A 26,012-nucleotide genomic window follows, 5' to 3' on the forward strand; every position below is an offset into this window, starting at 1 on the left:
TATTCCGGCTCGTGTTTCTATATTGTAACTATATCGGAAAAGATATGGGAGTACTTTATTTATTTCGCCTTTGATTATAGGCGTCAAGGGTCTCCATTTCCCTGTTAATAATCATTTCCATTTGAGTTAAAGCGTTTTTATCAACAATTGGATCTGTTTCATCCCACTTTACATGTCTGATAAAATAATAGGATCTTATTTTTGAGAGAACAACAGTGGAGGCCGGAAAATCGTCAAAATAGGCACGAATTTTCCCTCTCCCTGCAAAAGTCCATCGAACTAAATTCATATTCATCACCTGTGATCAGTATAACACGAACGTTTGTACGTTGTCTTACTTGCCAGCACATTGCCTGCATATATTTTATATTGAGGCATCCTGCCATTGGAAAGATTCAGGATTGATGAAAAATTCAAAGGAGCGTCTTATGTATCTATTTGTTTACGGAACGTTAAGAAAACATGGCAGCAATCATCAACTAATAAAAAATGAAGAATTAATTGCTTCTCAAGCCTGGTCAAAAGGGAATTTATATGACTCTGAAAAGGGCTTTCCATATTTCATTCAAAAAGGACCAAAAAGAGTTTATGGAGAAGTATATAAAATATCAAACGAAAAGCTTAATGAAATTAAAAACCTCAAGTATTCTGATTCAAAAGACCAGACACTTTATCAGCAGTCCACTGTGACCGTAATGACAGACATATTGGGTGAAATTGAGTGCGTAACATTTATTAATTCAGAAGAACAGGCAGTTGGATTATTTCCATTAACCTATGGAGACTGGCTTGTACATTTGGAAATAGAAAGAGATGATCACACCTATTTTGCCTATGGTTCGTGTATGGATAATGAACGATTTAAACTCGCAGATGTCGATCATCTGTTTACAAATAAGATTGGCGGTGGATTAACCGACCGGCTTGAAATGAATTATTCGCTATCTGTTCATGACGGAGGCAGGGCCAACCTGATCGAAACGGGTAAGCAGGGGGAAGGCGTGCTTTATCAGGTAAACAAAGAAGCGGTTGAATACCTGTTTATGAGAGAGGGGGTTTATAACGGTACGTACCGTCCGGCTATTATTGATGTCATGGTAAATGGCAGACTTTATGAAAAGTCTCTGACCTTTATCGTTCTTGATCCTGTAAAAGAATGTGCTCCGCCTATCCACTATGCAACAGAAATCATTCGTGGTTCAAAGGGGACTGTATCCCCAGAGTATCATTCTAAATTAATAGATGATTTAAAAACGAAATTTAATTTATCAATGGCGGAATCGTGATAGGAATGGGCCTGGGACAAATGTGTCTCAGGCTTTTCTGCGTTTTACTGTATTTAAGGCATGTGCTTTTTTCATTCAAAAAGAAATTGTACCCCTACACTATAGGTAAGAATGCCTCAGTTCTCTAAATACTTTTCTTCTATTCAACCAAATTCAAATATCCTTTTTTAAGATGCGATTCACATTCAAGCATGTCTTCCATGTTTTAAATCTTTGAAACCTTGATATATCAACATTTGTGAAATCCATGCAATAATCATTTCGTCATATAATCCAATCTCAGGCTCTATTACGGTATATTTTGGCTTTATCCTAAAATAAACACCCAGGATAGCGCTTTCACTGCCCATATCCCTTTCTATCTCACTACTTTTCATTTTACCCTTGATGTCCATCACCCAGATGTTACGATAACTAGCGTGATAAAAATTGAGCGAACAAATAGAGAACATTTTTTTGCTAAAGGAGATGGATAAGCGATGTCAACGAATTTACGAGTAGCTTTTATCGGAGCAGGAAACATGGCAGAAGCAATGGTTTCAGGTATTGTCCAAACAGGATTGCTTGAGGCTCACCAGATTACAGTAACTAACAGAGGAAATGAAGAAAGGCTTCTGGAGCTGCATAACCGATATGGTGTACAAGGAATTAAACGGGACAAAGTGCAGCTATCTTCTTTTGATGTTATTTTCTTAGCAATGAAACCCAAAGATGCAGAAGCTTCATTGAATCGTATAAAGTATGAAATTACACCGGATCAAGTTGTCATGAGCGTACTTGCAGGAATCTCAACTGAGTTCATGCAGCAGCATCTGCAGGCCGGACAGCAGGTGATCAGGGTGATGCCGAATACCTCAAGCATGCTTCAGGAATCAGCAACTGCTATTTCTCCTGGTGAGCATGTCACAATGAAAAATATAAAATTGGCTCAAAGCCTATTAACCTGCATCGGTCAGGTTTACCTTATTGAAGAAGATGAAATGGATCTATTCACTGGAATCGCAGGGAGCGGTCCTGCTTATTTCTACTATTTAATGGAGCATATTGAAAAAACAGCTTTTGAACACGGTATGGATGTAGAGCTCGCCAGAAAAATTGGAGCTCAGACTATTTTAGGCGCAGCAAAAATGGTGATGGAACGGGATGAAACGCCAGCTGAATTAAGACATAATGTTACTTCCCCAAATGGCACAACTGCTGCGGGTCTTGATGCACTTGCTGATTCAGGCGGTGGAGCAGCGATAAAGGCTGCAATTGAAGGCGCGATGAACCGTTCGATAGAAATTTCAAAAGATCTTCAAAAAACACCTGTTTCAGTCTAAATTAAAAATATAAATTTTGTTTAAATATAAACGTAATTTGAAATTTTTTAAGGAGTGATAGTATGACATCGGACAATCAAAAAAGAGTAGTCATTAAAATCGGAAGCAGTTCATTAACAAGTTTATCCGGGGATATCAGCAGACGAAAAATCGAAAGAATTACTGATCAGGTAGCGGAGTTGAAGGATGAAGGACACGAGGTTGTGTTGGTTTCTTCTGGAGCAGTAGCTGCAGGCTACAGGACTCTTGGATTTGTAAACCGTCCTGACTCTTTGCCTGAAAAGCAAGCTGCAGCTGCGGTAGGGCAGGGCAGACTCATTGAAACGTATTCTGAACTTTTTTCTTCCCACGGATATGCTGCTTCTCAAATATTAATTACTCGCAGTGATTTTTCCGATGAGACAAGGTATAACAATGTTCGAAATACGATTAATGTCTTGCTGGAGCGCGGAATTGTACCCATTGTAAATGAGAATGACACAGTTACAACAGATCGTTTGCGATTTGGCGATAATGATACGCTTTCCGCGAAAGTAGCTGGCCTAGTAGCATCCGACCAGTTAATTATTTTGTCTGATATCGATGGGCTTTATGATGCTGATCCGAGAAAAACACCTTCTGCATCGCTGCTGAAGGAAGTTTCGGAAATTACTCCTGAAATAGAAGACATGGCAGGAGAGCCTGGTTCTGCAGTAGGAACTGGCGGAATGAGATCCAAAATTGATGCATTTAAAATTTCGATGGCATCCGGTATCCCTTCTTTCCTAGGAAAAGCTGGAGTGAAAAATATTTTAGTGGATGCAGTAAATGAAGATGCAAGAGGAACGTATTTTTCTGTAGCTCAGCCTGAGCAAAATCTCGATCATTACAGACAATGGATCGCATTTAATTCCGGACCTGAGGGAGAAATTCTGATCGAAGAAGAAGCAAAGGAAGCAATAGTAAATGAAAAAGGAAGTCTTCTTCCGAGTCAAATTTATCAGATAAGCGGTCATTTTAAAAAAGGATCTGTCGTACGAATTCTTGACTTAAATAAAAACAAATTAGGTTTAGGGGTTGTAAATTATTCTTCCCGGGATCTTGAAGCATTTCAGCTTGAACAAGATGAAGCGTCAGATAAAAAAGAAGCGGCTATGCATAGTGACTCCTTTGTCTGCGAACTTGAAGTTGCCATCCCGATTGGAGTCTAATCATAGCTGAACTGCATAAAACACATAAGGAGTGGGTTTGATGACAACAGCAATGGAACCAGTAAATGTGAAAGAACAGGCAGCATTAGCTCAAAAAGCTTCAAAGGAATTGGGGCTGCTCTCTACACAGGATAAAAATGAGGCCCTTTTCTGGATAGCAAAGGCTTTAGAAGAACATGCCGAGGAAATTTTAGAAGCCAATGAAAAAGATTTGGAGAACGGCCGTCAAAATAATTTTGATGCGGCTTATATGGACCGCTTATCCTTAACCGAAGAGCGGGTGAAAGATTTTTCTGAAGGACTGCGCCAGGTAGCCGGTCTTGAGGATCCTTCCGGTGAAGTAGTATCTGAATGGACGCTTGAAAATGGACTGAATGTACAAACAGTTCGGGTGCCGCTTGGCGTTATCGGAATGATTTACGAAGCTCGTCCGAATGTTACAGCTGATGCCACAGGTCTCGCGCTTAAATCGGGCAATTCAATTGTGCTCAAAGGCGGTTCAACTGCCATTCATTCCAATAGAGCGATTGTAAAGGTAATGAAAGAAGCGCTTGTTTCAACGAAAATTTCGCCTGATGCTGTTCAGTTTATTGACAGCACCGACCGGTCGGCCACTCAGGAGCTGTTTACGATGAAAGAGCATATTGATGTGCTGATTCCAAGAGGAGGCGGCAAACTTATTCAGGCGGTAGTAAATAATGCCACTGTACCTGTGCTTGAAACAGGTGTAGGAAATTGTCATATTTATTTAGACAAAGATGCAGACGTTGAAAAAGCGATTTCTATTTTTATAAATGCAAAAACAGATCGCCCGGCAGTTTGCAATGCCGCTGAAACACTGATTCTGCATGAAGAATTTATGGAGCGGCATCAGGATAAAATTATTCATGCTCTGAAAGAAGCCGGTATAGGTGTGTATGGCGATGAAGCAGCTGTTCAACTTATCCCTGGAGCATTGCCAGCTCAGGAAGAACACTGGGAAAATGAATTTTTAAGTCTGGACGTTGCAGTGAAAATTGTTAAAGATGCAGATGATGCCATTGCACATATAGACCGCTATGGCACAAAGCATTCCGAAGCGATTGTTACTGAAAATGACGATACTGCAGCCCGCTTTAAAGGGTTAGTGGACGCAGCTGCCGTTTATCATAATGCTTCTACTCGCTTTACAGACGGAAGCGCACTTGGTTTTGGCGCCGAGATCGGCATCTCCACTCAAAAGCTGCACGCAAGAGGACCTATGGGACTTCCTGCGTTAACCACAATTAAATATGTAATGAGCGGCAACGGACAAGTAAGGTAATCAGCACAGATTTATTTTGCATACGAAAAGGCAGCGGAGACGCTGCCTTTTTCTTGTGTCTTTCATTAAGTTCTAATGCATTATGTGTTCTTCACCGGAAGTTCTTCCTGTTTAGGTTGGTGATCGTTTCTGGAAGTGATTTTGTACTTAAGATCAAGAAATTTTTTTGTCAGTTTTGGAAGCGGTCCTTCAAATAATTTCTCTCTCCAGTAAAGATCAGCCGTTTTTTGAAGTGCGCCGGCTTTTGTAGGATACGAATAAACCATTCTGGATAGACTGCCGATTTTATGTTTGTTTTTCATCGCAAACACAGCAATCTGCATCCATTCACCTGCTTCTTTTCCAGCTGCATGAGCACCTAGGATCCTTCCTTTTTTATCCGTAAGAATTTTCACGAATCCCCTTGTCTCATGGGAAGTGATAAAACGATCCACTTCATCAAGATGAGCGCGGTACGTGCGGTAATCTGCTTTTTCGGACTGAAGCTGCTGTTCTGTTTTTCCTACATGAAATACCTCTGGCGAAGTAAAGGTAACCCATGGAGTATGTTCATGATCCAGACCGCGCTTTACGCCAAACAATACATTTGGTATCACCGTTTTAGCTTCTTCACCTGCAGCGTGTGTAAAAGGAAGGGTTTCGATCACATCTCCAACAGCAAAAATATGCGGCTGGGAAGAGGTAAACGCCTTGTCTACTTCAACAAAACCATTTTTCACGGCTACACCTGCTTTAGCAAGATCGAGTGAAGCTAAGCTCGGTTTTCTTCCGGCTGCAACAAGAAGCGTGTCTACTGTTACTATATCTTCTTTTCCACTGCGATGAGATAAATGAAGTTTGATACTGCCGCGATCGGATTCCGTCTTTACCACCGTTGTATTCAGTTCGATGTCTATTTCTTCTTTCAATACGTTATACATAAAAGTAGATATATCCTGATCTTCTTTAGAAAAAAGCTGATCTGATCCTTCTACGATAGTGACTTTTGAACCTAATTTAGCGAAAGCCTGAGCCATTTCCACACCTACTGTACCACCGCCGATAATTCCCAGGTGTTGTGGCAGCTTTTCTAAATCAAAAATGGTTTCGTTCGTTACATAAGAAATGTCTCCGATTCCTTCAATAGGAGGAATGACTGGTGAGGAGCCCGTTGCGATAATGATTTTTTCTGCGTAAATCACATCAGTATGTCCAATTTTAATTTCATGAGGTGATAAAAACGCCGCTCCTCCAAAATAAACATCTACTCCGAGGTCTGTGAAGCGCTCAGTGCCATCAATTTCCTGTATGACGCTCTGAGCTGATTTAACATGCTCTTTTACAAGATTAAAGTCCAGTTCACCTGATACACTAAAGCCGAAATTTTGAGATTTGATCGTATCAACTCGGGCTGCTGCATCAATCAGAGATTTTGACGGAACACAGCCATAATGAAGGCAGTCTCCTCCAAGAGAATCTTTTTTTTCGATCAGGGCTGTTTTTGCTCCCATGCTCGCCGCTCCTGCAGCAGCTGTCATGCCTGCAGAGCCTCCTCCAATAACGGCTACTTGATATCTTTCCATATTAATTCTCCTCCCTGTACTGCTCAGAAATAGTTGTCATTCTCTTTCGGTTTACACCAAAGTCATACTCTCCTGTGCGGGATGCAGAGCGGAAATGAACCAAATTTGTCTGGTCATCAAACAGAAATTCCACGTCGTCTTTGAATTTAAATACTCTGCTTTTTACGACAGCATGTATATAATCGGTTTCATCTGTTTTTATTTCAGTCCGATCTAGAGCACCGATGATGGACTTAATCTTATTATGGCTTTCTGCAATGCTGCCTTTAAAAGGAAGCGGGTCCATCTTTTTTTGGGGTTGATCTGTTTGTGTGGATACATCATTTTTCTTTTTTGATAAAGGAAGTAGCTTGCCATTTCGAATGCGGTTTCTTTTAGTCATAAACAGCCTCCAGTAAATATGTAGTTTTTGCTGCGGTCGGTTCAAATACTTTCAAGGATAAAAATACAAATTGATTACATGTAAACCTGCAGCTAAACTACTCTTTACCCATTAGTCTGGCCGGATTAAACAAAACGAGTCAGGTATAAAAATATTTATAATATTCTCACCGGTTCACCGCGTTTCAGGCGGATGTTTTTCGCAGAAAAGGGACTGAAGCCTTCTCTGTGTTTTAGCTCTGACAAGAATCAGCCCGCTGGCATCTGAGACGCTGTCTTCCAAACATAAACTGATTAAATTAAACTTTTTTTCAGTTATGTGCGAACTCTTTCTTAGATTCGATTTAAAAAGACAAATAATTCAGGAAATAAAGTAGTTAAAATATGTTACGATAACCACAATTAAAAAAACGAAAGTAAAAGCATAGCATGCGTAAAGAATGATGCGGGGTTCAACAAGGTTTTCTTTTTTATCAAGCTGAACAGTCTCCATACTGCTTGAGAAGACGGAGCGGTTTGCTCTCGCCCAATTGCTTGGGGAAGTAAACATTCGTACAAATACAATCGAAGCAATTCCTATCATTACAGATACATCAATAAATGCAGTTTTTAGTCCAAAAGCGAGAGCCCCATTCGCAAGAAGCAATAGGATGAGGGTTCCAAAAAAATTTACAGCCTTCGTCAAGAAAACACACCTTTCTTTCATTCATGCTTATATTTTCCCACAATGAAATCAATGGCGCTATAAAAATATTCAAAAGAGAAAGCAGGTTTAACATGGAATCAAAAAAGATCATTCAGAACGTAAAAGGTTTTTCACAGTATGATGTTCCTTTGTCTCAAAGAGGTAAAAATTCAGCCTGTGGTCCCACCTCATTGGCCACAATACTGAATTACCATTACCCTCATTCAGAATCAGATGATCAATGGCTGAAAAAATGGTATATCCATTCTAAAGCGGGGTGGTTCGGCTTATCTGCCCGGAAGTTGATGAAAACAATGAGAGGGTTTGGTTTTACCAAAAAAGCTAGAAAAACAAAATTCGTTGACCTATATATGCAGGAAATAAATCATAATCGTCCTGCAGCCATAAAATTTGATCAATGGTCTTCTTTCAAATGGATGTCTAAAAAATATACCTACCGCTATCACTGGGTTACCGGTGTGGGGTATGAAAAAACGAGTAATGATTTTTTTCTGCTGGTACTGGATCATGGGAAAAACAAAAAAGCGATCCGCAGAATTTCTTTTGTTCAAAATGCCCCTATTCTAACACTTGTTGCATTCACTCCCAACCAGTAAATCAATAGCAGACTAACCAACTAAGTTTTTAATGTAAACGATTACAGTACTGGCACGAGTTATTTTTAAAAAAAGTTCTCTTTTTTGGGTTGTCACACGTTCTTTGAATCGATATAATTGTCCGTATAATAAAAACAAATGTCCTTCGTATAAATACATGCGGTAGGTGGAAGCAGGTGCCTTATGACGAAAAAAGATCTGACAATTGGTATGCTGGGATTTGGTACGGTAGGCAGCGGTGTTGCTACTATGATCCGTGACAATGAGAAGGAACTGACACAACGCCTTGGGGTAAAGGTTAAGATAGGAAAAATCGTTGTGCGGGATATGGAAAAAGAACGTGGTACTTATGTAGACGAAGGAGTGCTTTGCTCAAATGTTTCGGATGTCATTCGGGATTCTTCTATCGATGTAGTGGTAGAAGTGATGGGAGGAATAGAGGAAGCAAGAGAGGCAATTGAAGAAGCTTTAACAGCAGGCAAACCCGTCATCACTGCCAATAAAGACTTAATGGCTCTGCATGGTCATTCGCTCTTGCGTCTGGCTCATGAAAACAGCTGTGATTTGTATTATGAAGCGAGCGTAGCAGGAGGAATTCCGATTATCCGTACCCTTGAAGACGGCCTGGCATCAGACAGAATTTCAGGGATCATGGGAATTGTGAACGGAACAACCAATTACATTCTCACAAAAATGAAGGAAGAAAAATGGTCCTATAATGAAGCGCTGAAAAAAGCACAGGAACTGGGTTTTGCTGAAAGCGATCCAACATCAGATGTGGAAGGATTGGATGCTGCCAGAAAAATGGCGATCCTGGCAACACTTGCTTTTTCGATGGAAGTTCATCTTGAAGACGTCTCAGTTGAAGGCATGACTGCTATCAGCACGGAAGATCTCGAGCTTGCTGAACAATTTGGATACAGCGTGAAAATGCTTGGGTTTGCTCATAGAGACCAGGATGGAATTGATGTCTCAGTTGAACCGGTCTTTTTGGCATCTTCTCATCCTTTGTCGTCTGTCAGAAATGAATACAATGCGGTCTATATATATGGAGATGCTGTCGGGGAAACAATGTTCTATGGACCAGGTGCAGGATCAATGCCTACTGCCACTTCGGTCGTATCAGATATCCTTGCTGCATGCAGAAATCTATTGCTTGGAGTTGGAGGGAAACGAAGTCATAACCCTATGAATTCGAGGCATTTAAAAGGAGAAGATCAGCAAAGTGCCCAATTTTTTCACCGCTTGCTTGTCAAAGATGAGATTGGCGTTTTTTCTGAATTAACATCCATTTACAGCAAGCATCACGCGAGTCTTGGCTCTATCATTCAACGACCGGGTGAAAAAGAAGGGGAAGCTGAGGTAATTCTGATTACCCATTCGTTATCGAGAAAGAATCAAACAGAGATCATAAATGAACTGAACGCTACATCATCAGTGAAACAAATTATATCCAATTACCGTGTAGAAGGCGGTGAAAGATGATGTGGCAGGGACTGATAAAAGAATTCGAAGAGTGGCTTCCCGTTACTCCGTCTACGCCAAATGTGAGCCTTTTAGAAGGCAACACACCCCTAGTGCCTCTGATTCACTTATCCAAAGAGTGGGGGATCGATCTTCACGTGAAACTTGAAGGAGCGAATCCAACAGGTTCTTTTAAAGACCGTGGGATGGTAATGGCCGTTGCAAAAGCAAAGGAGGAAGGAAGCAAAGCAATCATATGCGCATCGACTGGAAATACTTCTGCTTCTGCAGCAGCATACGGGGCAAGAGCGGGACTGAGGACAATTGTCGTCATACCGGATGGACGAATCGCTCTTGGAAAACTTGCCCAAGCACGGATGTACGGGGCGGATATTGTTTCAATTGACGGCAATTTTGATGAAGCTCTGACACTTGTTAGAAGAATAAGTGAGGAAGAAGATATTACTCTAGTAAACTCCGTGAATCCATTTCGTCTCGAAGGACAAAAAACGGCAGCATTTGAGGTTCTAAGCCAGCTTGGCAAAGTCCCTGACCTGCTGGCGCTTCCTGTGGGGAATGCAGGAAACATCTCTGCTTATTGGAAAGGGTTCACAGAATACCAGGATAAACACGGGGGAAGCCGGCCTGTATTATTAGGAGTCCAGGCAGAGGGAGCAGCACCTATTGTCCTGAACCGTATCGTGGAGCAGCCTGAAACCGTGGCTACTGCTATTCGAATAGGGCATCCCGCCAGCTGGAAACTGGCTTTGAACGCATTAAAAGAATCTGCAGGTGATATTTTAGCAGTATCTGATGAAGAAATTCTTAAAGCCTACCAGCTTCTAGCTAAAAAAGAAGGGATCTTTGCTGAACCAGCATCCTGCGCTTCAATAGCCGGATTGAAAAAGAAGGTAGAGGCTGGTTTGATAGAGAAAGGCAGTACGGTTGTGGCTGTATTGACAGGAAACGGCTTGAAAGATCCTGAGACAGCTATACAATCCTCTGATCTCGAGCCGGTTAAAATTAGAGCCAATATAAATGAATTGCGGGCGGAGCTGAAGGGAGGAGTAAAAGTATGACATTTACTCCATTTCAGGTTCGAGTCCCAGCTACTACAGCCAATTTAGGACCTGGATTTGATTCAATCGGAGCAGCCTTAAACTTGTATCAATACACGGTGGTGACCCCCTCTTTAGAATGGAATATTCAATATGAGGAGGAGAGCCACGGGTGTCTTCCTACAGATGAGCGCAATTTAATCTTGTCTACAATCAGAAAAATGGAGAAGCAATTTAATAGGCAAGCACCGCCTGCTTCTCTTTCTGTCATATCTCAAATCCCATTATCCAAAGGGATGGGAAGCAGTGCAGCAGCTATCGTGACAGCCATCGCGATCGGGGATTTTCTGATGTCTTTATCTTTATCAGATTCTGAGAAAATAAAGCTGGCTTGTGATATAGAAGGACACCCTGATAATGTATCTGCAGCTGTACTTGGAGGAGTAACTGTCAGCAGATATACAAAAGATGAATTTTCAACCCTAAAGCTGGATACTTCTGAAGTCAGTGTACTCCTATTAGTTCCTTCTCATGAAATGATCACTGCTGACTCCCGTAAAATAATTCCAGATGAAATTTCACATTCGTCAGCAATCCGGACAAGTGCAGCTGCAAACCTGATGATTGCTGCAATCATGAATAAGGATTGGAAGACTGCAGGCAAAATGATGGAAAAAGATGAGTATCATGAGCCTTATCGGGCAAAATCGATTGATTCCTTTCATCAGATTCGAAAAGAAGCGGGCATGCTTGGAGCCTATGCTACAACGGTAAGTGGAGCAGGACCCGCAATCATAATATTCAGCAATAAAGAAGATTTAGAATCGCTCTCAAGCAAACTTAAAGACTCTTTCCGGGATTATTCCTTTATTAATTCAGCCATTTCTAAAACAGGATGTTCAATTGCTCCTGTTTATTTAAAGGAAAATGTGTAACCACCTCAAAACAAGGTGGTTTTTTGTTTGTCTATAAAGGGAAGTAATAACTATTCTTTCATTTATCGGCAATTAGATGTCGAAAATGAACTCGAATAAACAGCATGGAGTTATTTATTTTATCAAACACGGAAATAATAAATCATCTTATACAAAGGAGAGATTGTAATGGAGTTTACAAATCAGCAAAAAGGCGGCCAGCCGGCTCAGCATCAGAATCAGCAGCCCGGGGAAACAAATCAAATGAATCCCGAGCCGATTCACAATGATCCGGATTATAAAGGTTCAGGTAAATTACAGGGTAAAGTAGCCCTTGTTACAGGAGGAGACAGCGGAATCGGCAAAGCAGCGGCCATTGCCTATGCAAAAGAAGGGGCAGATGTTGCCATTATCTATTTAGAAGAACATGAAGATGCTAAAATGACTAAAGAAGAAATCCTGCAATACGGAGGCAAATGTCTTTTGCTTTCAGGAGATGTTGGAAATGAGGAATTCTGCAAGCTTGCTGTGCAAAACACTGTAAATGAATTAGGCTCCCTTCATATTCTGGTGAATAATGCTGCAGAACAGCATCCTCAGCAGTCTATTGAGGAAATCTCAACTGAGCAGCTTGAAAAAACATTTAAAACCAATATTTTTTCTATGTTTCATTTAGTGAAGGCTGCACTGCCCCATTTAAAAGAAGGAAGCACGATTATCAATACGGGTTCTGTAACTGCTTATGCAGGCAATGAAACACTAATTGACTACTCAGCAACAAAAGGGGCTATTGCTACATTTACCCGCTCTCTTTCAAAATCACTAGTAAGCAGAAAAATACGGGTAAACTCAGTTGCGCCTGGTCCTATTTGGACGCCGCTGATCCCCTCCACATTTGAAGCAGACAAAGTAGAAAAATTCGGTGTGGATGCCCCAATGGAGAGACCGGGTCAACCGGCAGAACTAGCACCCGCTTATGTTTTGCTCGCATCAGACGACTCGAGCTATATGACTGGTCAAACCATCCACATCAATGGTGGAACATTCGTGACAAGTTAATCCTCAGATAATCAAAAAAAGACAGAACAAAAAAAGTCCCTGCAATCATGCAGGGACTTATGTGATTAAAGTCAATAATTTTTAAGGATCATCTACATATTCCCATCCATCTTCACGGTGTTCAGCAAGCTCTTGAACTTCATCCTCTTTCATTCCTGATCCGAGAAGCTGATGTGCCTTGATTTTTTGAGAATGGCTTCTGCCAGTTTTTTCGAGCTCTTCATGATCAGATCGGGCCATCTTATCCACCTCCATGAAGTCTGGTGCGTTCATCCCTATTTTATCATAAAATGAGTTTTTTATGCAGACGCTTTTTAGCGTGATCAGGGATGGGATTTTTCACTTGAAGAAGAAGATTTCGTGCGGTGTTTATTTTTCTCGTCTTTCATATCTTGTTTTTGATCCTCCATTGGAATGGGATCCGTCATCTGTTCATCCTCAAATTTATCCAGGATGCTTTCTTTTTCACTGTTCAGGCTATCAGGTTGATCATATTTATTTGAAGTGCGGTTATGCTTATTTTTAGACATCGTAAAACCTCCTTTTTTTATGTATTCCCAATGATTCCCACATTAAACGTATATATGATTCGTGATAATAATAAATCGTTTACAACAAAAGGTTTATCTAATAAGAATTAAGGAAATAGAAATACTATGAATAAATAGGAGGGTTTTAAATGGGCATGAAACGCTATGCATTACTCGGCCTCGGCGCAGCAGGCTACGCTTATTTTAAAAATAAGGATAATCGTGAAAAAGCAACCGTTGCTTTTAACGATACTAAAGAAAAAATTAACCAGCTGATTGATCAGGCGAAGCAGTCTATGAATGATCAGGAAAGTCAGGCGCCTAAAGCAACCGGATCTTATGATCTTGAAGATGAAAAGATGCAGGAAGAGGGTGCGCAGACATCTGTTCAGTATTTTAATGAAAAGCAGGAGCAGTCTTCTGATAAAACTAATCAGTTTTAAACGAACATCCTGAGATTAAGGGGCAGATGGATCATCTGTCCTTATTTCCTGTGGACGTAGATCAGTTTTATCACAGTTGACAAAAAAGTATCGATAAAGTAAAATAGTGTTAAGTACTACTCGTATATCAAATTTTCTTTCACTTAATATGAAGCTTGAGATTATTCACAGCTTTATCATTGAGTGATTTATTTTTTTGAGCAATCTGGATTAATGGACAATGGTTCTTGAAGGGAGACAAAACTATGTTTCAGCGTAAGCCAACAGAAGAAGTGGTTAAAGAAGAAACTCCAGTTTGGGAATGCTCATCTGATGAATGCAAAGGGTGGATGAGATCTAATTTTTCAAGTCACGGGGAAGGTTCTCCAACTTGTCCAATCTGCGGAAGCAAAATGGAAGAAGGTTCACGACTGCTTGAAGTGATTCCTAATCCGCGTAAATTTTAATTTGAAGCAGCCGTTCCTGTCCTGTTCAGGAGCGGCTGTTTTTATATGATCTTCATATCCCCAATTTCAAATAGGTACGTACCTGTGCTATAATACAAAATGATATTGGATAAAAAAGAGGTTCGCGACCATCCCTCTATAAAAAACTAGGGACAAAGAGCTGAGGGTCAGTACTTGTCTTTTTCGTGAGCACTCTTTCTTCTATCAATAGAAGAGGAGGTTTTTTTATGGATAAAAATCAAAAAGCGCTGGTTGTTTTCAGCGGAGGTCAGGATAGTACAACTTGTTTATTTTGGGCTTTAAAACAATTTGCCCATGTCGAGGCGGTTACTTTTGAATATGGGCAGCGGCATCATAAGGAAATTGAAGTAGCCAGACAGATTACAGAGGAATTGGATGTCCGTCATCATGTTCTGGATATGAGTCTCCTTAATCAGCTTGCTCCTTCTGCTTTAACCCGGACGGATCAGCCGATAGAAGAGAAAGAAGGGGAGCTGCCTTCTACTTTCGTGCCCGGAAGAAATCTTCTTTTTATGTCTTTTGCTGCGGTGCTGGCAAAGCAAATTGGGGCACGGCATTTAATTACAGGGGTATGCGAAACGGATTTTAGCGGCTACCCTGATTGTCGTGATGTTTTTATGAAGTCTTTAAATGTAACCATCAATTTATCGATGGAAGAGGATTTTGTTCTTCATACTCCTCTTATGTGGCTCGACAAGGCACAAACGTGGGAGCTTGCGGATGAATTGCAGGCATTTGACTACATTAAAGAGCATACGCTAACCTGCTACAACGGGCTGATGGGAACCGGCTGCGGGGAGTGTCCTGCCTGCAGACTAAGAAATAAGGGGATGAATGAATTCCTGGAGAAAAAGGAGGCGAAAACGACGTGATACAACAAATATATCCCTCCCCAAACCATTCATATTCCTATGAATTAAACAAGGATCTTCATTTCGCTGCGGCTCATTCCATCCCGCATGAAGGAGCAGGCAAATGCCAAAACGTTCACGGACACACCTACTTTGCCAACGTGACCATAGCAGGAGATGAGCTGGATGATTCAGGATTTCTTGTGAATTTTAAAACGATAAAAAACTTGCTGCATGACCGGTTTGACCATGGAGTTTTAAATGAAGATGACCGCTTTCCGGCAGAAAGCGCAAATACCTTTCCTACAACAGAGGTCGTAGCAAGAGTCATGCATGAAATTATTCAGGAGCATCTTGATCAAACAGCAAACAAGCCTGTTTGCCTGCAAATTTATCTGCGTGAAACACCAACGAGCTATGTTATTTATCGTCCTAAGTCAGGGAGGGTGTAACATGCTTCAAACGACAGAGAAAAAAATACCTGTACTTGAGATTTTCGGCCCTACGGTTCAGGGAGAGGGCATGGTGATCGGCCAAAAAACGATGTTTATTCGTACAGCCGGCTGTGACTACAGCTGTGCATGGTGTGACTCAGCATTTACGTGGGACGGTTCTGCTAAAGATGAAATCAGGCAGATGAGTCCTTCTTCTATTTTAGAAGAGCTTTTTAAAACAGGAGGGAATGCCTTTTCTCACGTTACCATTTCCGGGGGGAACCCTGCTTTAATTAAACATATGGGGGTTTTAGTAAAGGCTTTGCAGGAAAAAGGCATCGATGTGGCGCTTGAGACACAGGGAAGCATCTGGCAGGACTGGTTTCTGTCTATTGATGACCTGACGATTTCTCCGAAACCGCCAAGCTCGAAGATGAAGCCTAATCTGGGAATTCTCGATGATATTTTGGAGCGTTTGAAAGACCGTCCATCTTCTGTTTATTCGTTAAAGGTAGTGGTTTTTGATGAAAAGGACCTGGACTTTGCTGAGATGCTTCATAAGCGTTACCCTTTGGTTCCTTTTTACATTCAAACCGGAAATGAACAAGTAACAGAGACAAACGACACGAGACTTGTTTCTGATTTGATATCAAAATATGAATGGCTGATTGATTGTGTTATGAAAAGAGAAACGTTAAACCGGGTTAGAGTGCTGCCTCAGCTTCATACATACGTATGGGGCAATAAAAGAGGTGTCTGAACCCGTCTAATGACTGAATGGAGAGAGCTGGGATGGCTTTATATACGGGGATCGTGATTATCGTTTTGTCTGTCTGCCTCTTATACTGGCAGCTGAAGCGGGAACATGAGAAAAGAAATGTTATCCTTCTATTTATTTTTTTGACGCTTTTCCTATTTGGTTTGTGGATCGTTTTCGACTGGTTGATTATGCAGGTTTGGCAGTAAAGAAAAAAGGTTCGCACCGGGAGTGGTGCGAACCTTTTGTTATTCAGGCCAGTGTTTGGATAAAAATTCATCTCTTCCCGATTGCTCGCGGTCAGCTTTGTATTCTTCCGGGTTTTTCTTATAAAAGTCCTGATGATAGTCTTCCGCTTCCCAAAACGGACCTGCAGGAAGGATTGGAGTTACAATCGGTTTTTTATATTTGCCGCTATCAATAAGAGCCACTTTTGAACGATCGGCTATTTGCATTTGTTCTTCGTTATGATAAAAAATGGCTGCACGGTATGAGGGGCCCCGATCTTGAAATTGTCCTTCATCATCAGTCGGATCAACTTGCTGCCAGTATATTTCCAGTAACTTTTCATAAGGAAAAACGGCCGGATTAAATGTGATTTCCACTGCTTCCATATGGCCGGTATCTCCACTTTTCACTTGTTCATAGGTTGGATGATCGACTGTACCACCCGTGTATCCTGAGCGAATGGAGTTGATTCCTTCAAATTGATCAAATGGTTTAACCATACACCAGAAGCATCCTCCGGCGAATGTTGCTTTTTCTATTTTAGACATGCATTTTGCCTCCTCATTCTTTAAAGCGTACTACATATTCTACCACCGTGAAGGCGGAGGAGACTACTAATCTGATCGAAAAAAGCTTGCAAACTTTTAAAAAGGATTGTAAAGTGTAACAAATTAAGTTCTTGATTCGTCATATGATTGAAGAACTTAGGTTACATGACGTACATTTATTCAGGAGGCATTATGGAAACAAGACAGCAGCGAAGAAAAAAGAAGATGAAAAAAGGGAGAGTATTTTTTGCTCTTATTATTCTATTTTCAATTTTTATCCTTATTTTCTCTCTTACACAATATTGGCTGGGCACTCAGATGTCAAAGGATGCACAAGGACTAGATCTGGAGTTTGAACAGGAATTTGAAGGTGTAAAATCAGATAGCGGCAAAGTAAATGTGCTTCTCATCGGTGTAGACAGCAGAGGTGAAGAACAATCCCGCTCAGACACGATGATGATTGCTCAGTGGGACGGCGAAACGGATCAAGTGAAGCTTGTGTCTCTTATGCGTGATATTTATGTCGATATACCTGGTTATCAAAGCTATAAATTAAATACAGCCTTTTATCTGGGAGGCCCGGAACTTCTGCGTCAAACGATTAAAGAAAACTTCAATATCGACGTTGAACATTATATGATGATTGATTTTGTTGCATTTGAGGATATGGTGGATGCACTGGCACCGGATGGAATTGAAATCGACGTGGAAAAAGCAATGTCTGAAAAAATCGGCGTCAGTCTTGAAGAAGGACAGCAAAAGCTGAATGGGAAAGAACTTCTAGGCTATGCCCGGTTCCGAGCAGATGCAGAAGGGGATTTTGGAAGAGTGAACAGGCAGCAGCAGGTTATTGAGGCTGTTAAGGACCACGCAATGAGTTTAAGCGGGGTGACGAAAACACCAAAGCTTTTAGGAGTAGCTCAGCCGTATATTCAAACAAATATGAGCAATGCTAAGCAAATTGAATTAATGAGCAGAATTATTTTAAGCGGCGGTGCCGATCTGGACAGGCTGACGATTCCCATTGAAAATGGATATTCAAATGCCTCCTATCCTGGTGTCGGTTCCGTGTTAGAGCTGTACTGGGAAGAAAATAACGAAGCCTTGCAGGAATTTCTCAATTAAGTAAAAGAGCGCGCCCGGATATATAGGGCACGCTCTTTTTTGCTATAATTTTTTCCTGCCTGTAATTAGATTGTATATAATCAGGATAATAGCAATTACAATTAAGATATGAATAATACCGCCTGCTATGTCTAATAAAAATCCAGCTAACCATACGATAATTAATATAACAATTAGCCACCAAAGTATTTTCAACATGAACACCTCCTTTTTGTTTTAAAAGCGCCTAATTGTAATCTACCCTTACAGAATTAAATTTAATCCTACAGAAATAAAAAAAGAAAAAATTATTTTACTATAAAATATTTTAACGCTGGGTATAGTATGACTCAATAAATTTATACTGATTACATGATCGAATACGGAATTGATTAGTTAAATTGATATACACTAAGCAATAACGGTTGTGAATTATCAATAAAAGTGGAATAACCAAAGTATTAAGCGTATTTTTGCTAAGAGTGGCGGCTTTGTATGGGATCGAGCTATAAAAATTGTTATCATGAATAAAAGGAGGTGTTCACATGTTTGAAAAGTTTTTTTCTTCAATTGGTTTTGAAGGGGCGGAAGTGCGAACAACCATTAATCCCAGTACTTTTTCACCAGGCGATGCCGTTAATGGATTGGTAACGGTTAAGGGTGGACAGGGGGACCAGCAAATAGCGGGGATTCAATTAACTCTCTTCGTCTTTCACGATAATGAAGTAAGAAGCGACAGTGATTTTTCTTATTACGATGAAGAGCTAAAACAAGTTGTATTAAAGGATGTAACGGAAATTAAAGCAAATGAGAAAAAGGAAATCCCGTTTACCATGCTTTTATCTGACAAACATCCGCGATCCTCTTCTGTCATTCAAACGTATATTCAAACAAAGCTGCTTGTACATAACGGGGTAGACCCTGAAGATAAAGATGTAATTACGATTAAGTAATCTTACTGTATTTCTCAACTTTTCTGGCTATCCGATCGTATGTTCGGTATAATGAGTGGAGTGCTTAGCGGAATAGATAGAAAAGGATGATGAATACATGAAGGGGACCTCGCATGCAATCGTTGGCGCTGGAGCGGGATTGGGCGTAGCAGTCTGGCAGGAAGCAGCTCCTGCAGCTACTGGTCTGTTGATACTGCTTGGCAGTGTTTCTTCTCTCGCACCTGACCTGGACACAAATGGGAAACTTTCAAACCGGATTTCCCTTCACAGAAAGTGGCTGTGGTTTGCCCTTGCCTGTTTAGGCGTTTTACTCGGTACATACAGCTTGATTATTTTATCCGGCATAGTCCGTATACTCGGAGTCGGCGCTGCTCTCCTGCTTATTCTCCTTCCAAGGTATTTGATCAATCAGCGTTTTATGGTTTTGTTATCTGGCATTACGTTGATTGGAACGGGATGGCTGGGGAATGAATACTGGTTAATCTTATTTGGTCTTTTCACAGCCGGGGCATCGTTTGTTCCGCATAGAGGACCTACCCATTCGCTGGCAGGGGCAGCCGTCTTCATTTTTATTGCGTATCAGCTTGAGAACCGAATGGCAATCAGCGGCATTGCAATGGCCTGTGCGGTCGGATACATCAGTCATCTGATACTGGACATGAAATGTCTTCCTTTTAACAAAAAAGGAGTAAAATGGTTTCTTCCCCTGTATAATAGAGAATTTTGACACAAGATCTGAAAAACCTTCGTGAATGAATGATTCATGAAGGCTTTTTTATGAAAAAAACGATATAGATTTTAATCTTATGAGTTGTCTATTAAATATATGTTTCAAAAAGAAGGGAAATTGTCGAAAAGAATAGAATAGTACGATAGAATCATAATATAGTTGAGTTTATTTGCCGTGTTATATGTAAAAATAGTGTAAACAAACTAATAAATTGTATATTCATGCCGATAGTAATGCTATAGCAGAAAGGTGTGATTCTGATGAATCCGGACCGTTATTCACGTTTAGCAGAAATTACAAAAATGATCCATACAGAATTAGATAAACGCTCGGTTCTCAAACAGGTGGTAAAAGCCATTTCGGAGGAAATTGTCCGGTGTGATTCAGTTGGAATTTATTTACCGTTGGATAAATCCCGTTTTCAAGGATTTGTTGGAAAACCGGACCACTTTAACGGCATTACGCTTGATAAAATGATTATTGACCTTGAGCATGACCGATTAGCACAGGAAATAGTAGATACCAAAAAAGCGATCTATATACCGGATACTTCAAATGATAATCGGCCGGACCCGAGACCGATTGAGCTGTTTAAAATAAAATCTCTTTTTGGGATGCCTATTTACTTCGAGGAGTCTCTGTATGGGCTCGTTTTTCTTTTTGATTATCAATCTCCCCTGCACCTGACTGAGGAAGAAATTGAAGCGCTTGAATCCTATGTTCTTATGGCAGCGGTTGCGATCCGTAATGCAGAGCTGCTCGATAACTCCCGGAAATTAGTTCAGGATAAACAGCTGCTTCTTGATGCCACCAAATCGCTTGCAGGATGTACAACAATTCAGGAAGTCCTCGATACGAGTTTTATTTATATCGGACGGGCACTAAATAACAAAAATGTTGCGGCGCATTTAAGAGACTTTAAATCTAAATCGCCTCTTCCTGAAAAATTAAGCTCTGAGAGTCATTGGCAGGAAGAGGATTGGAAAAAAACACATGAAGAAATGAAATTGGATTTTATTACTGACCCTGTATTTAAAGAGGTAGTTCAAACTAAAAAACCGGTTTTAATTCCCGATGTCACAATAGATCCAAGACCAGATCCGACAGCCGTGGCTACGTTTGGCTTTAAAGCGATGTATGCGATCCCCATTATTTCAAGAGGTGAGGTTCTTGGAACGCTTGTCGTTGTTGATTTTTCAGGGCCAATAACCTACTCGAATTCAGAACAGCAGCTTGCTGAATCCATTGCAGATGCAACAGCGAGTGTACTGGATAATCTGCTCCACTTAGATCAGCTTGAAGAAATAATAGACGAAAGAACGTATGAACTTCAGGAAAAAAACGAAATTCTGGAGCAAATGAATGATGATTTGCGCCTGCTCGGCAAAAAAAATGAATCCATTTTAAACTCTGCTGGTGAAGGAATTTATGGTCTGAATGAATTTGGCGTCATTACATTTTGCAATCCGATCGCTGCCTCTCTCCTTGATTGGGAGGTCAATGAGATGGTTGGCCGCCTGCAGGATGAGGTCATCTCCCATTTCAGCAAGGAAGATGAGCGGTATACAAATCAAAGCTCGCCTATCCTTCAGTCTCTGAGAGATGGAATTAAAACGCATTCGATTGAAGAAAAGTTTGCCAGAAAAAGTGGAGATATTATTGACGTGGAATATGTGTCCATGCCTATTCAAAACAATGGGGTGCAAAGCGGGGCAGTTGTTACCTTTCGCGATGTAACCGACCGCAGGGAAATGGAAAGAAAAATTCATCATCAGGCCTATTATGACCTACTTACTCATCTTCCAAACCGGAGTTATCTGGTGCAGAAAATGAAAAAAGCAATTCTTAAATGCAGAAACAGCGGCTCAAAAATAGGAGTGCTTTTTCTAGACCTGGATCGCTTTAAGTTAATCAATGATTCTCTAGGCCACAAAATCGGTGACCTCGTTTTATATGAGGTGGCAGAACGTTTTCGCTCCCTCATTAACCAGAGGGTAACCGTCGCCAGGCTTGGAGGAGATGAGTTCATTATTCTCGTTGAAGAAGTAAGCCGGACGGATGAACTGGGCATGATCGGTTCTCAATTTATTAAGGCATTGGACGAGCCATTCAGAATCAACGGACATGAGCTGTTTACCAACGCCAGTATAGGCATCAGTATTTTTCCTGATGACGCAAGTGACGAAGACGATTTGATTCGCAACGCCGACACAGCCATGTATGTAGCAAAAGAACAGGGAGGGACATTTCACTACTTTACACGGCTGCTGATGGAACAAAATATTGAGCGGTCCAATTTATTGAATGCGCTTCATGCTGCACTTGAACGGGATGAGCTTGATGTTCATTATCAGCCCAAAATAGATTATGCAGATCAGACGATTATTGGAGTCGAAGCACTGCTTAGATGGCATCATCCTGAATGGGGGATGATAGCACCGGATAAGTTTATTCCAATCGCAGAAGAAACAGGAATGATTTTAAAATTGGGAGAATGGGTTCTGAGAAAAGCAGCTGCCCAGCATAAAATTTGGACCGATAAGGGCTACAACTTAAACATGGCTGTTAATTTTTCCATGAGACAAATCCAGCATCCGCGAATAGTGGAAACCATTCAATCAATTTTGGCTGAAACCGGGATGGATCCGGCCTGTCTCGAAATTGAATTAACGGAACATACACTGATTCAATCTCAGCATGTCAGCAAATTACAGGATCTAAAAAAGCTTGGTTTGAAGCTTTCTCTTGACGATTTCGGTACAGGCTATTGTTCCCTGCGCTATTTAAAAGACTTTCCGATTGATGCAATAAAAATAGATCGTTCCTTTGTGGAAAATATGACACATGAGCCTCATATCGCTGCCTTGAATTCTACAATTATTTACTTAGCTCAGCAATTGAACTATGACGTAATAGCTGAAGGAGTCGAAACGGAAGAACAAGTAAATCTGCTTATGGAAGGCGGCTGTCATTTAATGCAGGGGTATTATTTCAGCAGACCGATTCCTTCAGATCAGATTTCACATCTTTTACTAAATGGAATAAACCAGGAAAAGAGGATGACAAAGTGAAGACTGCAGGACATATTATTGACTTTTTAATTAAAGGGAATGTGGACTATCTTTTCGGGATTCCGGCAGGGTCGGTGAATGCTATATTTGATGAGCTTTACGAAAAGCCGCAGATTACTCCGGTAGTTGCAAAGCATGAGGGAGCGGCTTCTTTTATGGCGGCTGCTTATGCAAAATATTCGGGTAAGCTTGGCGTAGTAGTCGGGTGCAGCGGCCCAGGTGCCATGAATTTGGTCACAGGAGCGGCTAATGCCGCACGCGAGCAGATTCCTCTTCTTATTTTAACAGGATCTGTTCCGCTCTCAACTCTCGGTTGGAATGCTTCACAGGAATTAAATGCCTCTCCAGTATTCAAGCAAGTGACTAAATACAGTGCAACGGTAACGGAGAGTTCTAATTTGGTTGAAGAATTACATAAGGCGGTTTCAATTGCTTTTGAAGGAGTGCCGGGCCCCGTTCATCTTGCTCTTCCGATAGATGTTCAATTACAAACGGCGGATGACGTGACCCTTCCTGATTTTCCTGTATATGTTCCTCATGAAGCACCGTTTGAAGAGATTAAATCCTTATCAGACTTAATTTTAAACAAAAAGGGAGTTCTGTTTATCGGCAACGGCGCTAGAGAATGCACCGAGGAAGTAATTGAGCTTGCAGAAGCCTTGAAATGGCCATTTGTAACAACTCCTCAGGCAAAAGGTCTTATTCCAATGAATCACCCGCTCCATAAAGGAGTATACGGCTTTGCAGGACATTCAGCTGCTGTGGATTTAGTTCATCATGGCGACCATGATATTTTATTTATTATTGGATCGAGCCTCGGTGAAACGGCAACAAGCAATTATCAGGATCAACTCACAGAAGGAAGAACGGTTGTACAAATAGATCGGGATCCTTCCGTTTTTACCAGAAAATATGTGATTGATCATCCTGTTACAGGAGACTGCCGCAAAACAGTAAAACAGCTGCTGCAATTGCAGCCGGAATCACAACCGGTCTCATTTAATCTAACAGAGGATATCCAATCAGCTGAAGAGCTGCATTATGATACAAAAACGGTTTTGCCTTTAATCCAATCAATGATGCCAAGTGATACAAAGTATGCAGTAGACATTGGGGAATTTATGTCTTATGTCATTCACTATATGAAAGTGCTAAGTCCTAAATCCTTTGATATAAATGTTCACTATGGCTCAATGGGCACCGGGATTGGGTCTAGTATCGGCATGGCGTTTGCTGAACGGGATCGGACCGTTGCCTGTATCACAGGGGATGGCTGCTTTTTCATGCACGGGATGGAGATCCTGACTGCTAAAGAATACAACTTGCCTATTACGTTTATCGTTATTAACAATTCGCGTCTTGGTATGGTGCATCACGGTCATTCGTTGCAATATAAACGTGTTCATAACCGATTTTCACAATCATACACCTCAATTTCGGCGATCGTAGAAGCAATAAACATTCCATTTCACACCATTTCATCACTGGAGGATATTGATTCTGCAGCGATAGATGAATTAGTAAAGCTGGATGGACCTAAATTGATCGAGATCAACTTGATTGATGATGCGGTTCCGCCAATGGGAGACCGGGTTAAATTTCTTTCATCCTTTGCGAAGTAGACATCAACATTTTATACTTAGTAGCAACTCCAAATACAAAATGATCTGTTGAGCAAAAATACATTCATAACATCACTGAAAATTATCTATTTTCAGTGATAACTGAACAGTAAATCTTGCTGGAGTTGATTTATTAAGATCAAATCAAGTGGTGTCATTTTTAAAAACAAAACCCAGGGTAGCATTACATCTTTTGAGGTACTAAACTTTTACTTAGTAGTAACTCCGAATAAAAAATATTAATAACTTGAATGTAATAATGAAATAAAAGCTGAAACATAACGGACGACTATTATAAGGACGACCGGCGAAAAAATTGGCAGCTCCATTAAGATAGCACGTTCGCTTTAGCCTTCATAGTATAAAGGTTCACAGGAAAGTTAAGTCTGTTTAACTCACAGTAAAACGGTCTGCGAGAGGCTGGGACGGAATTGTCCCAGCCTCTTTAATTTTTTTATAAATTGGGCAACAGGTGAAATAAATGATATGATAGAACGCATAAAATCATAAGTAAGCATCGTTTAGTGATAAGTTGAAAGGGTAAGATAAACTATAAACCCGTAATACATGAAGGAGTTTTGGCAATGAAACTTTCGCAGGAAAAAAGAATTCAATTACACGAATTCAATAATTTAACTAAGTCATTAAGTTTTAATATGTACGATATATGTTATACAAAATCCAAAGAGGAAAGAGAAGCTTATATTGAATACATTGATGAGCAGTACAATGCTGACCGTTTGACTAAAATTTTAACTAATGTAGCGGACATAATTGGTGCTCATGTTTTAAATATTGCCAAGCAGGATTATGTACCGCAGGGTGCAAGTGTAACGATTTTAGTATCAGAAGGACCGATAGTGGAAGTGCCAACAGATCATTTTGATGAATCTCCAGGACCGCTGCCGTCCATTGCAACTTTACAGCTCGATAAAAGCCATATTACGGTGCACACCTATCCCGAATATCACCCGCACGAGGGCATTAGCACGTTTCGGGCCGATATAGATGTCTCCACATGCGGAGAAATTTCTCCTTTAAAGGCACTAAATTATCTGATTCACTCTTTCGATACGGATATAATGACAATGGATTACCGGGTTAGAGGATTTACAAGAGACGTAGATGGTCATAAATTATTTATTGATCATGATATAAACTCAATTCAAAATTTTATTCCTGAAGAAATTAAAGAAGAATATGATATGATCGATGTAAATGTGTATCCACAGAATATTTTCCATACAAAATGCAAACTGAAGGATTTTGACCTTAATAATTATCTTTTCGGCTATAAAAAAGATAAACTTGGGGATGAAGAAATTAAGGACATTACCCATCGTTTAAAAATTGAAATGGATGAAATTTTTTATGGGAAAAATCTCCCTTCAAACATGAAAAAATAAACATTGAAAGCTCTGATCTTTGAGATC

General features: G+C 40.6%; 29 protein-coding genes and 1 riboswitch. Of the genes, 21 read left to right on the forward strand and 8 right to left on the reverse strand.

All coding sequences use genetic code 11. The features are described 5' to 3' along the window. Positions 1-55: 55 nt before the first annotated feature. The gene (locus P6709_RS01610) at positions 56-289 is read right to left on the reverse strand and encodes a hypothetical protein (protein ID WP_278239133.1); all 234 of its coding nucleotides are present in this window, start codon (positions 287-289) and stop codon (positions 56-58) included. A gap of 115 nt (positions 290-404) precedes the next feature. On the opposite strand from P6709_RS01610, the gene P6709_RS01615 reads away from it, so the two are divergent. The 4 genes from P6709_RS01615 to P6709_RS01630 all read left to right on the forward strand — a co-directional run bounded on the left by P6709_RS01615 (position 405) and on the right by P6709_RS01630 (position 5,101). Beyond that, complete coding sequence (locus P6709_RS01615; protein ID WP_278239134.1) at positions 405-1,286, forward strand: gamma-glutamylcyclotransferase; 882 nt, start codon at positions 405-407, stop codon at positions 1,284-1,286. Between the two features lie 479 nt (positions 1,287-1,765). After that, complete coding sequence (gene proC, locus P6709_RS01620; RefSeq protein WP_278239135.1) at positions 1,766-2,608, forward strand: pyrroline-5-carboxylate reductase; 843 nt, start codon at positions 1,766-1,768, stop codon at positions 2,606-2,608. 62 nt (positions 2,609-2,670) lie between these two features. Then, positions 2,671-3,798, forward strand: coding sequence for a glutamate 5-kinase (proB, locus tag P6709_RS01625; protein ID WP_278239136.1), 1,128 nt, complete (start codon positions 2,671-2,673; stop codon positions 3,796-3,798). A 40-nt stretch (positions 3,799-3,838) separates the two neighbouring features. Next, positions 3,839-5,101: a glutamate-5-semialdehyde dehydrogenase gene (locus tag P6709_RS01630; protein WP_278239137.1), complete on the forward strand. Its 1,263-nt coding sequence runs from the start codon at positions 3,839-3,841 to the stop codon at positions 5,099-5,101. Between the two features lie 80 nt (positions 5,102-5,181). Here the strand turns inward: P6709_RS01630 and P6709_RS01635 are convergent, their stop codons facing one another. The 3 genes from P6709_RS01635 to P6709_RS01645 all read right to left on the reverse strand — a co-directional run bounded on the left by P6709_RS01635 (position 5,182) and on the right by P6709_RS01645 (position 7,729). Then, positions 5,182-6,663 carry a dihydrolipoyl dehydrogenase family protein gene (locus P6709_RS01635; protein WP_278239138.1) on the reverse strand — a complete coding sequence of 494 codons (1,482 nt, stop codon included), beginning with the start codon at positions 6,661-6,663 and terminating at the stop codon, positions 5,182-5,184. 1 nt (position 6,664) lies between these two features. After that, on the reverse strand, positions 6,665-7,045 hold the full coding sequence (locus P6709_RS01640; RefSeq protein ID WP_278239139.1) for a DUF1499 domain-containing protein: 381 nt from the start codon (positions 7,043-7,045) through the stop codon (positions 6,665-6,667). 360 nt (positions 7,046-7,405) lie between these two features. Further along, positions 7,406-7,729 (reverse strand): hypothetical protein, encoded by a 324-nt coding sequence (locus P6709_RS01645; RefSeq protein ID WP_278239140.1) that lies wholly within the window; start codon positions 7,727-7,729, stop codon positions 7,406-7,408. Positions 7,730-7,821: 92 nt separating this feature from the next. Between P6709_RS01645 and P6709_RS01650 the strand changes: the two genes are divergently transcribed. The 5 genes from P6709_RS01650 to P6709_RS01670 all read left to right on the forward strand — a co-directional run bounded on the left by P6709_RS01650 (position 7,822) and on the right by P6709_RS01670 (position 12,841). Next, the gene (locus tag P6709_RS01650; protein WP_278239141.1) at positions 7,822-8,346 is read left to right on the forward strand and encodes a C39 family peptidase; all 525 of its coding nucleotides are present in this window, start codon (positions 7,822-7,824) and stop codon (positions 8,344-8,346) included. A 183-nt stretch (positions 8,347-8,529) separates the two neighbouring features. Then, entirely contained in the window at positions 8,530-9,831 is a 1,302-nt protein-coding gene (locus P6709_RS01655) for a homoserine dehydrogenase (protein ID WP_278239142.1), read from the forward strand. After that, positions 9,828-10,889 carry a threonine synthase gene (gene thrC, locus P6709_RS01660; protein WP_278239143.1) on the forward strand — a complete coding sequence of 354 codons (1,062 nt, stop codon included), beginning with the start codon at positions 9,828-9,830 and terminating at the stop codon, positions 10,887-10,889. Before P6709_RS01655 ends, thrC begins: the two co-directional genes overlap by 4 nt. Continuing rightward, positions 10,886-11,803, forward strand: a complete 918-nt coding sequence (gene thrB, locus P6709_RS01665; protein WP_278239144.1) for a homoserine kinase — start codon at positions 10,886-10,888, stop codon at positions 11,801-11,803. The genes thrC and thrB overlap by 4 nt, the downstream gene beginning before the upstream one ends. Positions 11,804-11,971: 168 nt before the next feature. Continuing rightward, a complete protein-coding gene (locus P6709_RS01670; protein WP_278239145.1) occupies positions 11,972-12,841 on the forward strand; it encodes an SDR family oxidoreductase in 870 nt (289 codons plus the stop codon). Positions 12,842-12,922: 81 nt separating this feature from the next. Here P6709_RS01670 and P6709_RS01675 read toward each other — a convergent pair whose 3' ends face one another. Beyond that, a complete protein-coding gene (locus tag P6709_RS01675; protein ID WP_278239146.1) occupies positions 12,923-13,081 on the reverse strand; it encodes a hypothetical protein in 159 nt (52 codons plus the stop codon). 83 nt (positions 13,082-13,164) lie between these two features. After that, complete coding sequence (locus P6709_RS01680; RefSeq protein WP_278239147.1) at positions 13,165-13,371, reverse strand: hypothetical protein; 207 nt, start codon at positions 13,369-13,371, stop codon at positions 13,165-13,167. 149 nt (positions 13,372-13,520) lie between these two features. On the opposite strand from P6709_RS01680, the gene P6709_RS01685 reads away from it, so the two are divergent. The 6 genes from P6709_RS01685 (at position 13,521) to P6709_RS01710 (ending at position 16,532) form a co-directional block, all read left to right on the forward strand. After that, on the forward strand, positions 13,521-13,814 hold the full coding sequence (locus P6709_RS01685) for a hypothetical protein (protein ID WP_278239148.1): 294 nt from the start codon (positions 13,521-13,523) through the stop codon (positions 13,812-13,814). Between the two features lie 245 nt (positions 13,815-14,059). Continuing rightward, entirely contained in the window at positions 14,060-14,260 is a 201-nt protein-coding gene (locus P6709_RS01690; RefSeq protein ID WP_278239149.1) for a cold-inducible protein YdjO-related protein, read from the forward strand. A gap of 111 nt (positions 14,261-14,371) precedes the next feature. Next, positions 14,372-14,416, forward strand: a riboswitch (PreQ1 riboswitch). Between the two features lie 71 nt (positions 14,417-14,487). Then, positions 14,488-15,153, forward strand: a complete 666-nt coding sequence (gene queC / locus P6709_RS01695; protein WP_278239150.1) for a 7-cyano-7-deazaguanine synthase QueC — start codon at positions 14,488-14,490, stop codon at positions 15,151-15,153. Then, the gene (locus tag P6709_RS01700; protein WP_278239151.1) at positions 15,150-15,584 is read left to right on the forward strand and encodes a 6-pyruvoyl trahydropterin synthase family protein; all 435 of its coding nucleotides are present in this window, start codon (positions 15,150-15,152) and stop codon (positions 15,582-15,584) included. Before queC ends, P6709_RS01700 begins: the two co-directional genes overlap by 4 nt. Before the next feature lies 1 nt (position 15,585). Further along, the gene (gene queE, locus P6709_RS01705) at positions 15,586-16,326 is read left to right on the forward strand and encodes a 7-carboxy-7-deazaguanine synthase QueE (protein ID WP_278239152.1); all 741 of its coding nucleotides are present in this window, start codon (positions 15,586-15,588) and stop codon (positions 16,324-16,326) included. A gap of 32 nt (positions 16,327-16,358) precedes the next feature. After that, complete coding sequence (locus P6709_RS01710) at positions 16,359-16,532, forward strand: hypothetical protein (RefSeq protein WP_278239153.1); 174 nt, start codon at positions 16,359-16,361, stop codon at positions 16,530-16,532. A gap of 39 nt (positions 16,533-16,571) precedes the next feature. On the opposite strand, the gene msrA is transcribed toward P6709_RS01710, so the two are convergent. Then, positions 16,572-17,099, reverse strand: a complete 528-nt coding sequence (gene msrA / locus P6709_RS01715; protein WP_278239154.1) for a peptide-methionine (S)-S-oxide reductase MsrA — start codon at positions 17,097-17,099, stop codon at positions 16,572-16,574. A 192-nt stretch (positions 17,100-17,291) separates the two neighbouring features. Between msrA and P6709_RS01720 the strand changes: the two genes are divergently transcribed. Next, positions 17,292-18,224 carry an LCP family protein gene (locus P6709_RS01720; protein WP_278239155.1) on the forward strand — a complete coding sequence of 311 codons (933 nt, stop codon included), beginning with the start codon at positions 17,292-17,294 and terminating at the stop codon, positions 18,222-18,224. A 42-nt stretch (positions 18,225-18,266) separates the two neighbouring features. On the opposite strand, the gene P6709_RS01725 is transcribed toward P6709_RS01720, so the two are convergent. Further along, complete coding sequence (locus P6709_RS01725) at positions 18,267-18,422, reverse strand: lmo0937 family membrane protein (protein WP_278239156.1); 156 nt, start codon at positions 18,420-18,422, stop codon at positions 18,267-18,269. A 326-nt stretch (positions 18,423-18,748) separates the two neighbouring features. Here P6709_RS01725 and P6709_RS01730 point away from each other — a divergent pair, with 326 nt between their 5' ends. The 5 genes from P6709_RS01730 (at position 18,749) to speD (ending at position 25,985) form a co-directional block, all read left to right on the forward strand. Beyond that, positions 18,749-19,156, forward strand: coding sequence for a sporulation protein (locus P6709_RS01730; protein WP_278239157.1), 408 nt, complete (start codon positions 18,749-18,751; stop codon positions 19,154-19,156). A 97-nt stretch (positions 19,157-19,253) separates the two neighbouring features. Beyond that, positions 19,254-19,883, forward strand: coding sequence for a metal-dependent hydrolase (locus tag P6709_RS01735; protein WP_278239158.1), 630 nt, complete (start codon positions 19,254-19,256; stop codon positions 19,881-19,883). A 263-nt stretch (positions 19,884-20,146) separates the two neighbouring features. Further along, positions 20,147-22,957, forward strand: coding sequence for a sensor domain-containing phosphodiesterase (locus P6709_RS01740; protein ID WP_278239159.1), 2,811 nt, complete (start codon positions 20,147-20,149; stop codon positions 22,955-22,957). Next, positions 22,954-24,579 (forward strand): thiamine pyrophosphate-binding protein, encoded by a 1,626-nt coding sequence (locus P6709_RS01745; RefSeq protein WP_278239160.1) that lies wholly within the window; start codon positions 22,954-22,956, stop codon positions 24,577-24,579. The genes P6709_RS01740 and P6709_RS01745 overlap by 4 nt, the downstream gene beginning before the upstream one ends. A 584-nt stretch (positions 24,580-25,163) precedes the next feature. Continuing rightward, positions 25,164-25,985 carry an adenosylmethionine decarboxylase gene (gene speD / locus P6709_RS01750; protein ID WP_278239161.1) on the forward strand — a complete coding sequence of 274 codons (822 nt, stop codon included), beginning with the start codon at positions 25,164-25,166 and terminating at the stop codon, positions 25,983-25,985. Positions 25,986-26,012 lie beyond the last annotated feature (27 nt).

Origin of the sequence: Jeotgalibacillus sp. ET6, assembly GCF_029667115.1 — a bacterium.
Taxonomy (GTDB): domain Bacteria; phylum Bacillota; class Bacilli; order Bacillales; family Jeotgalibacillaceae; genus Jeotgalibacillus.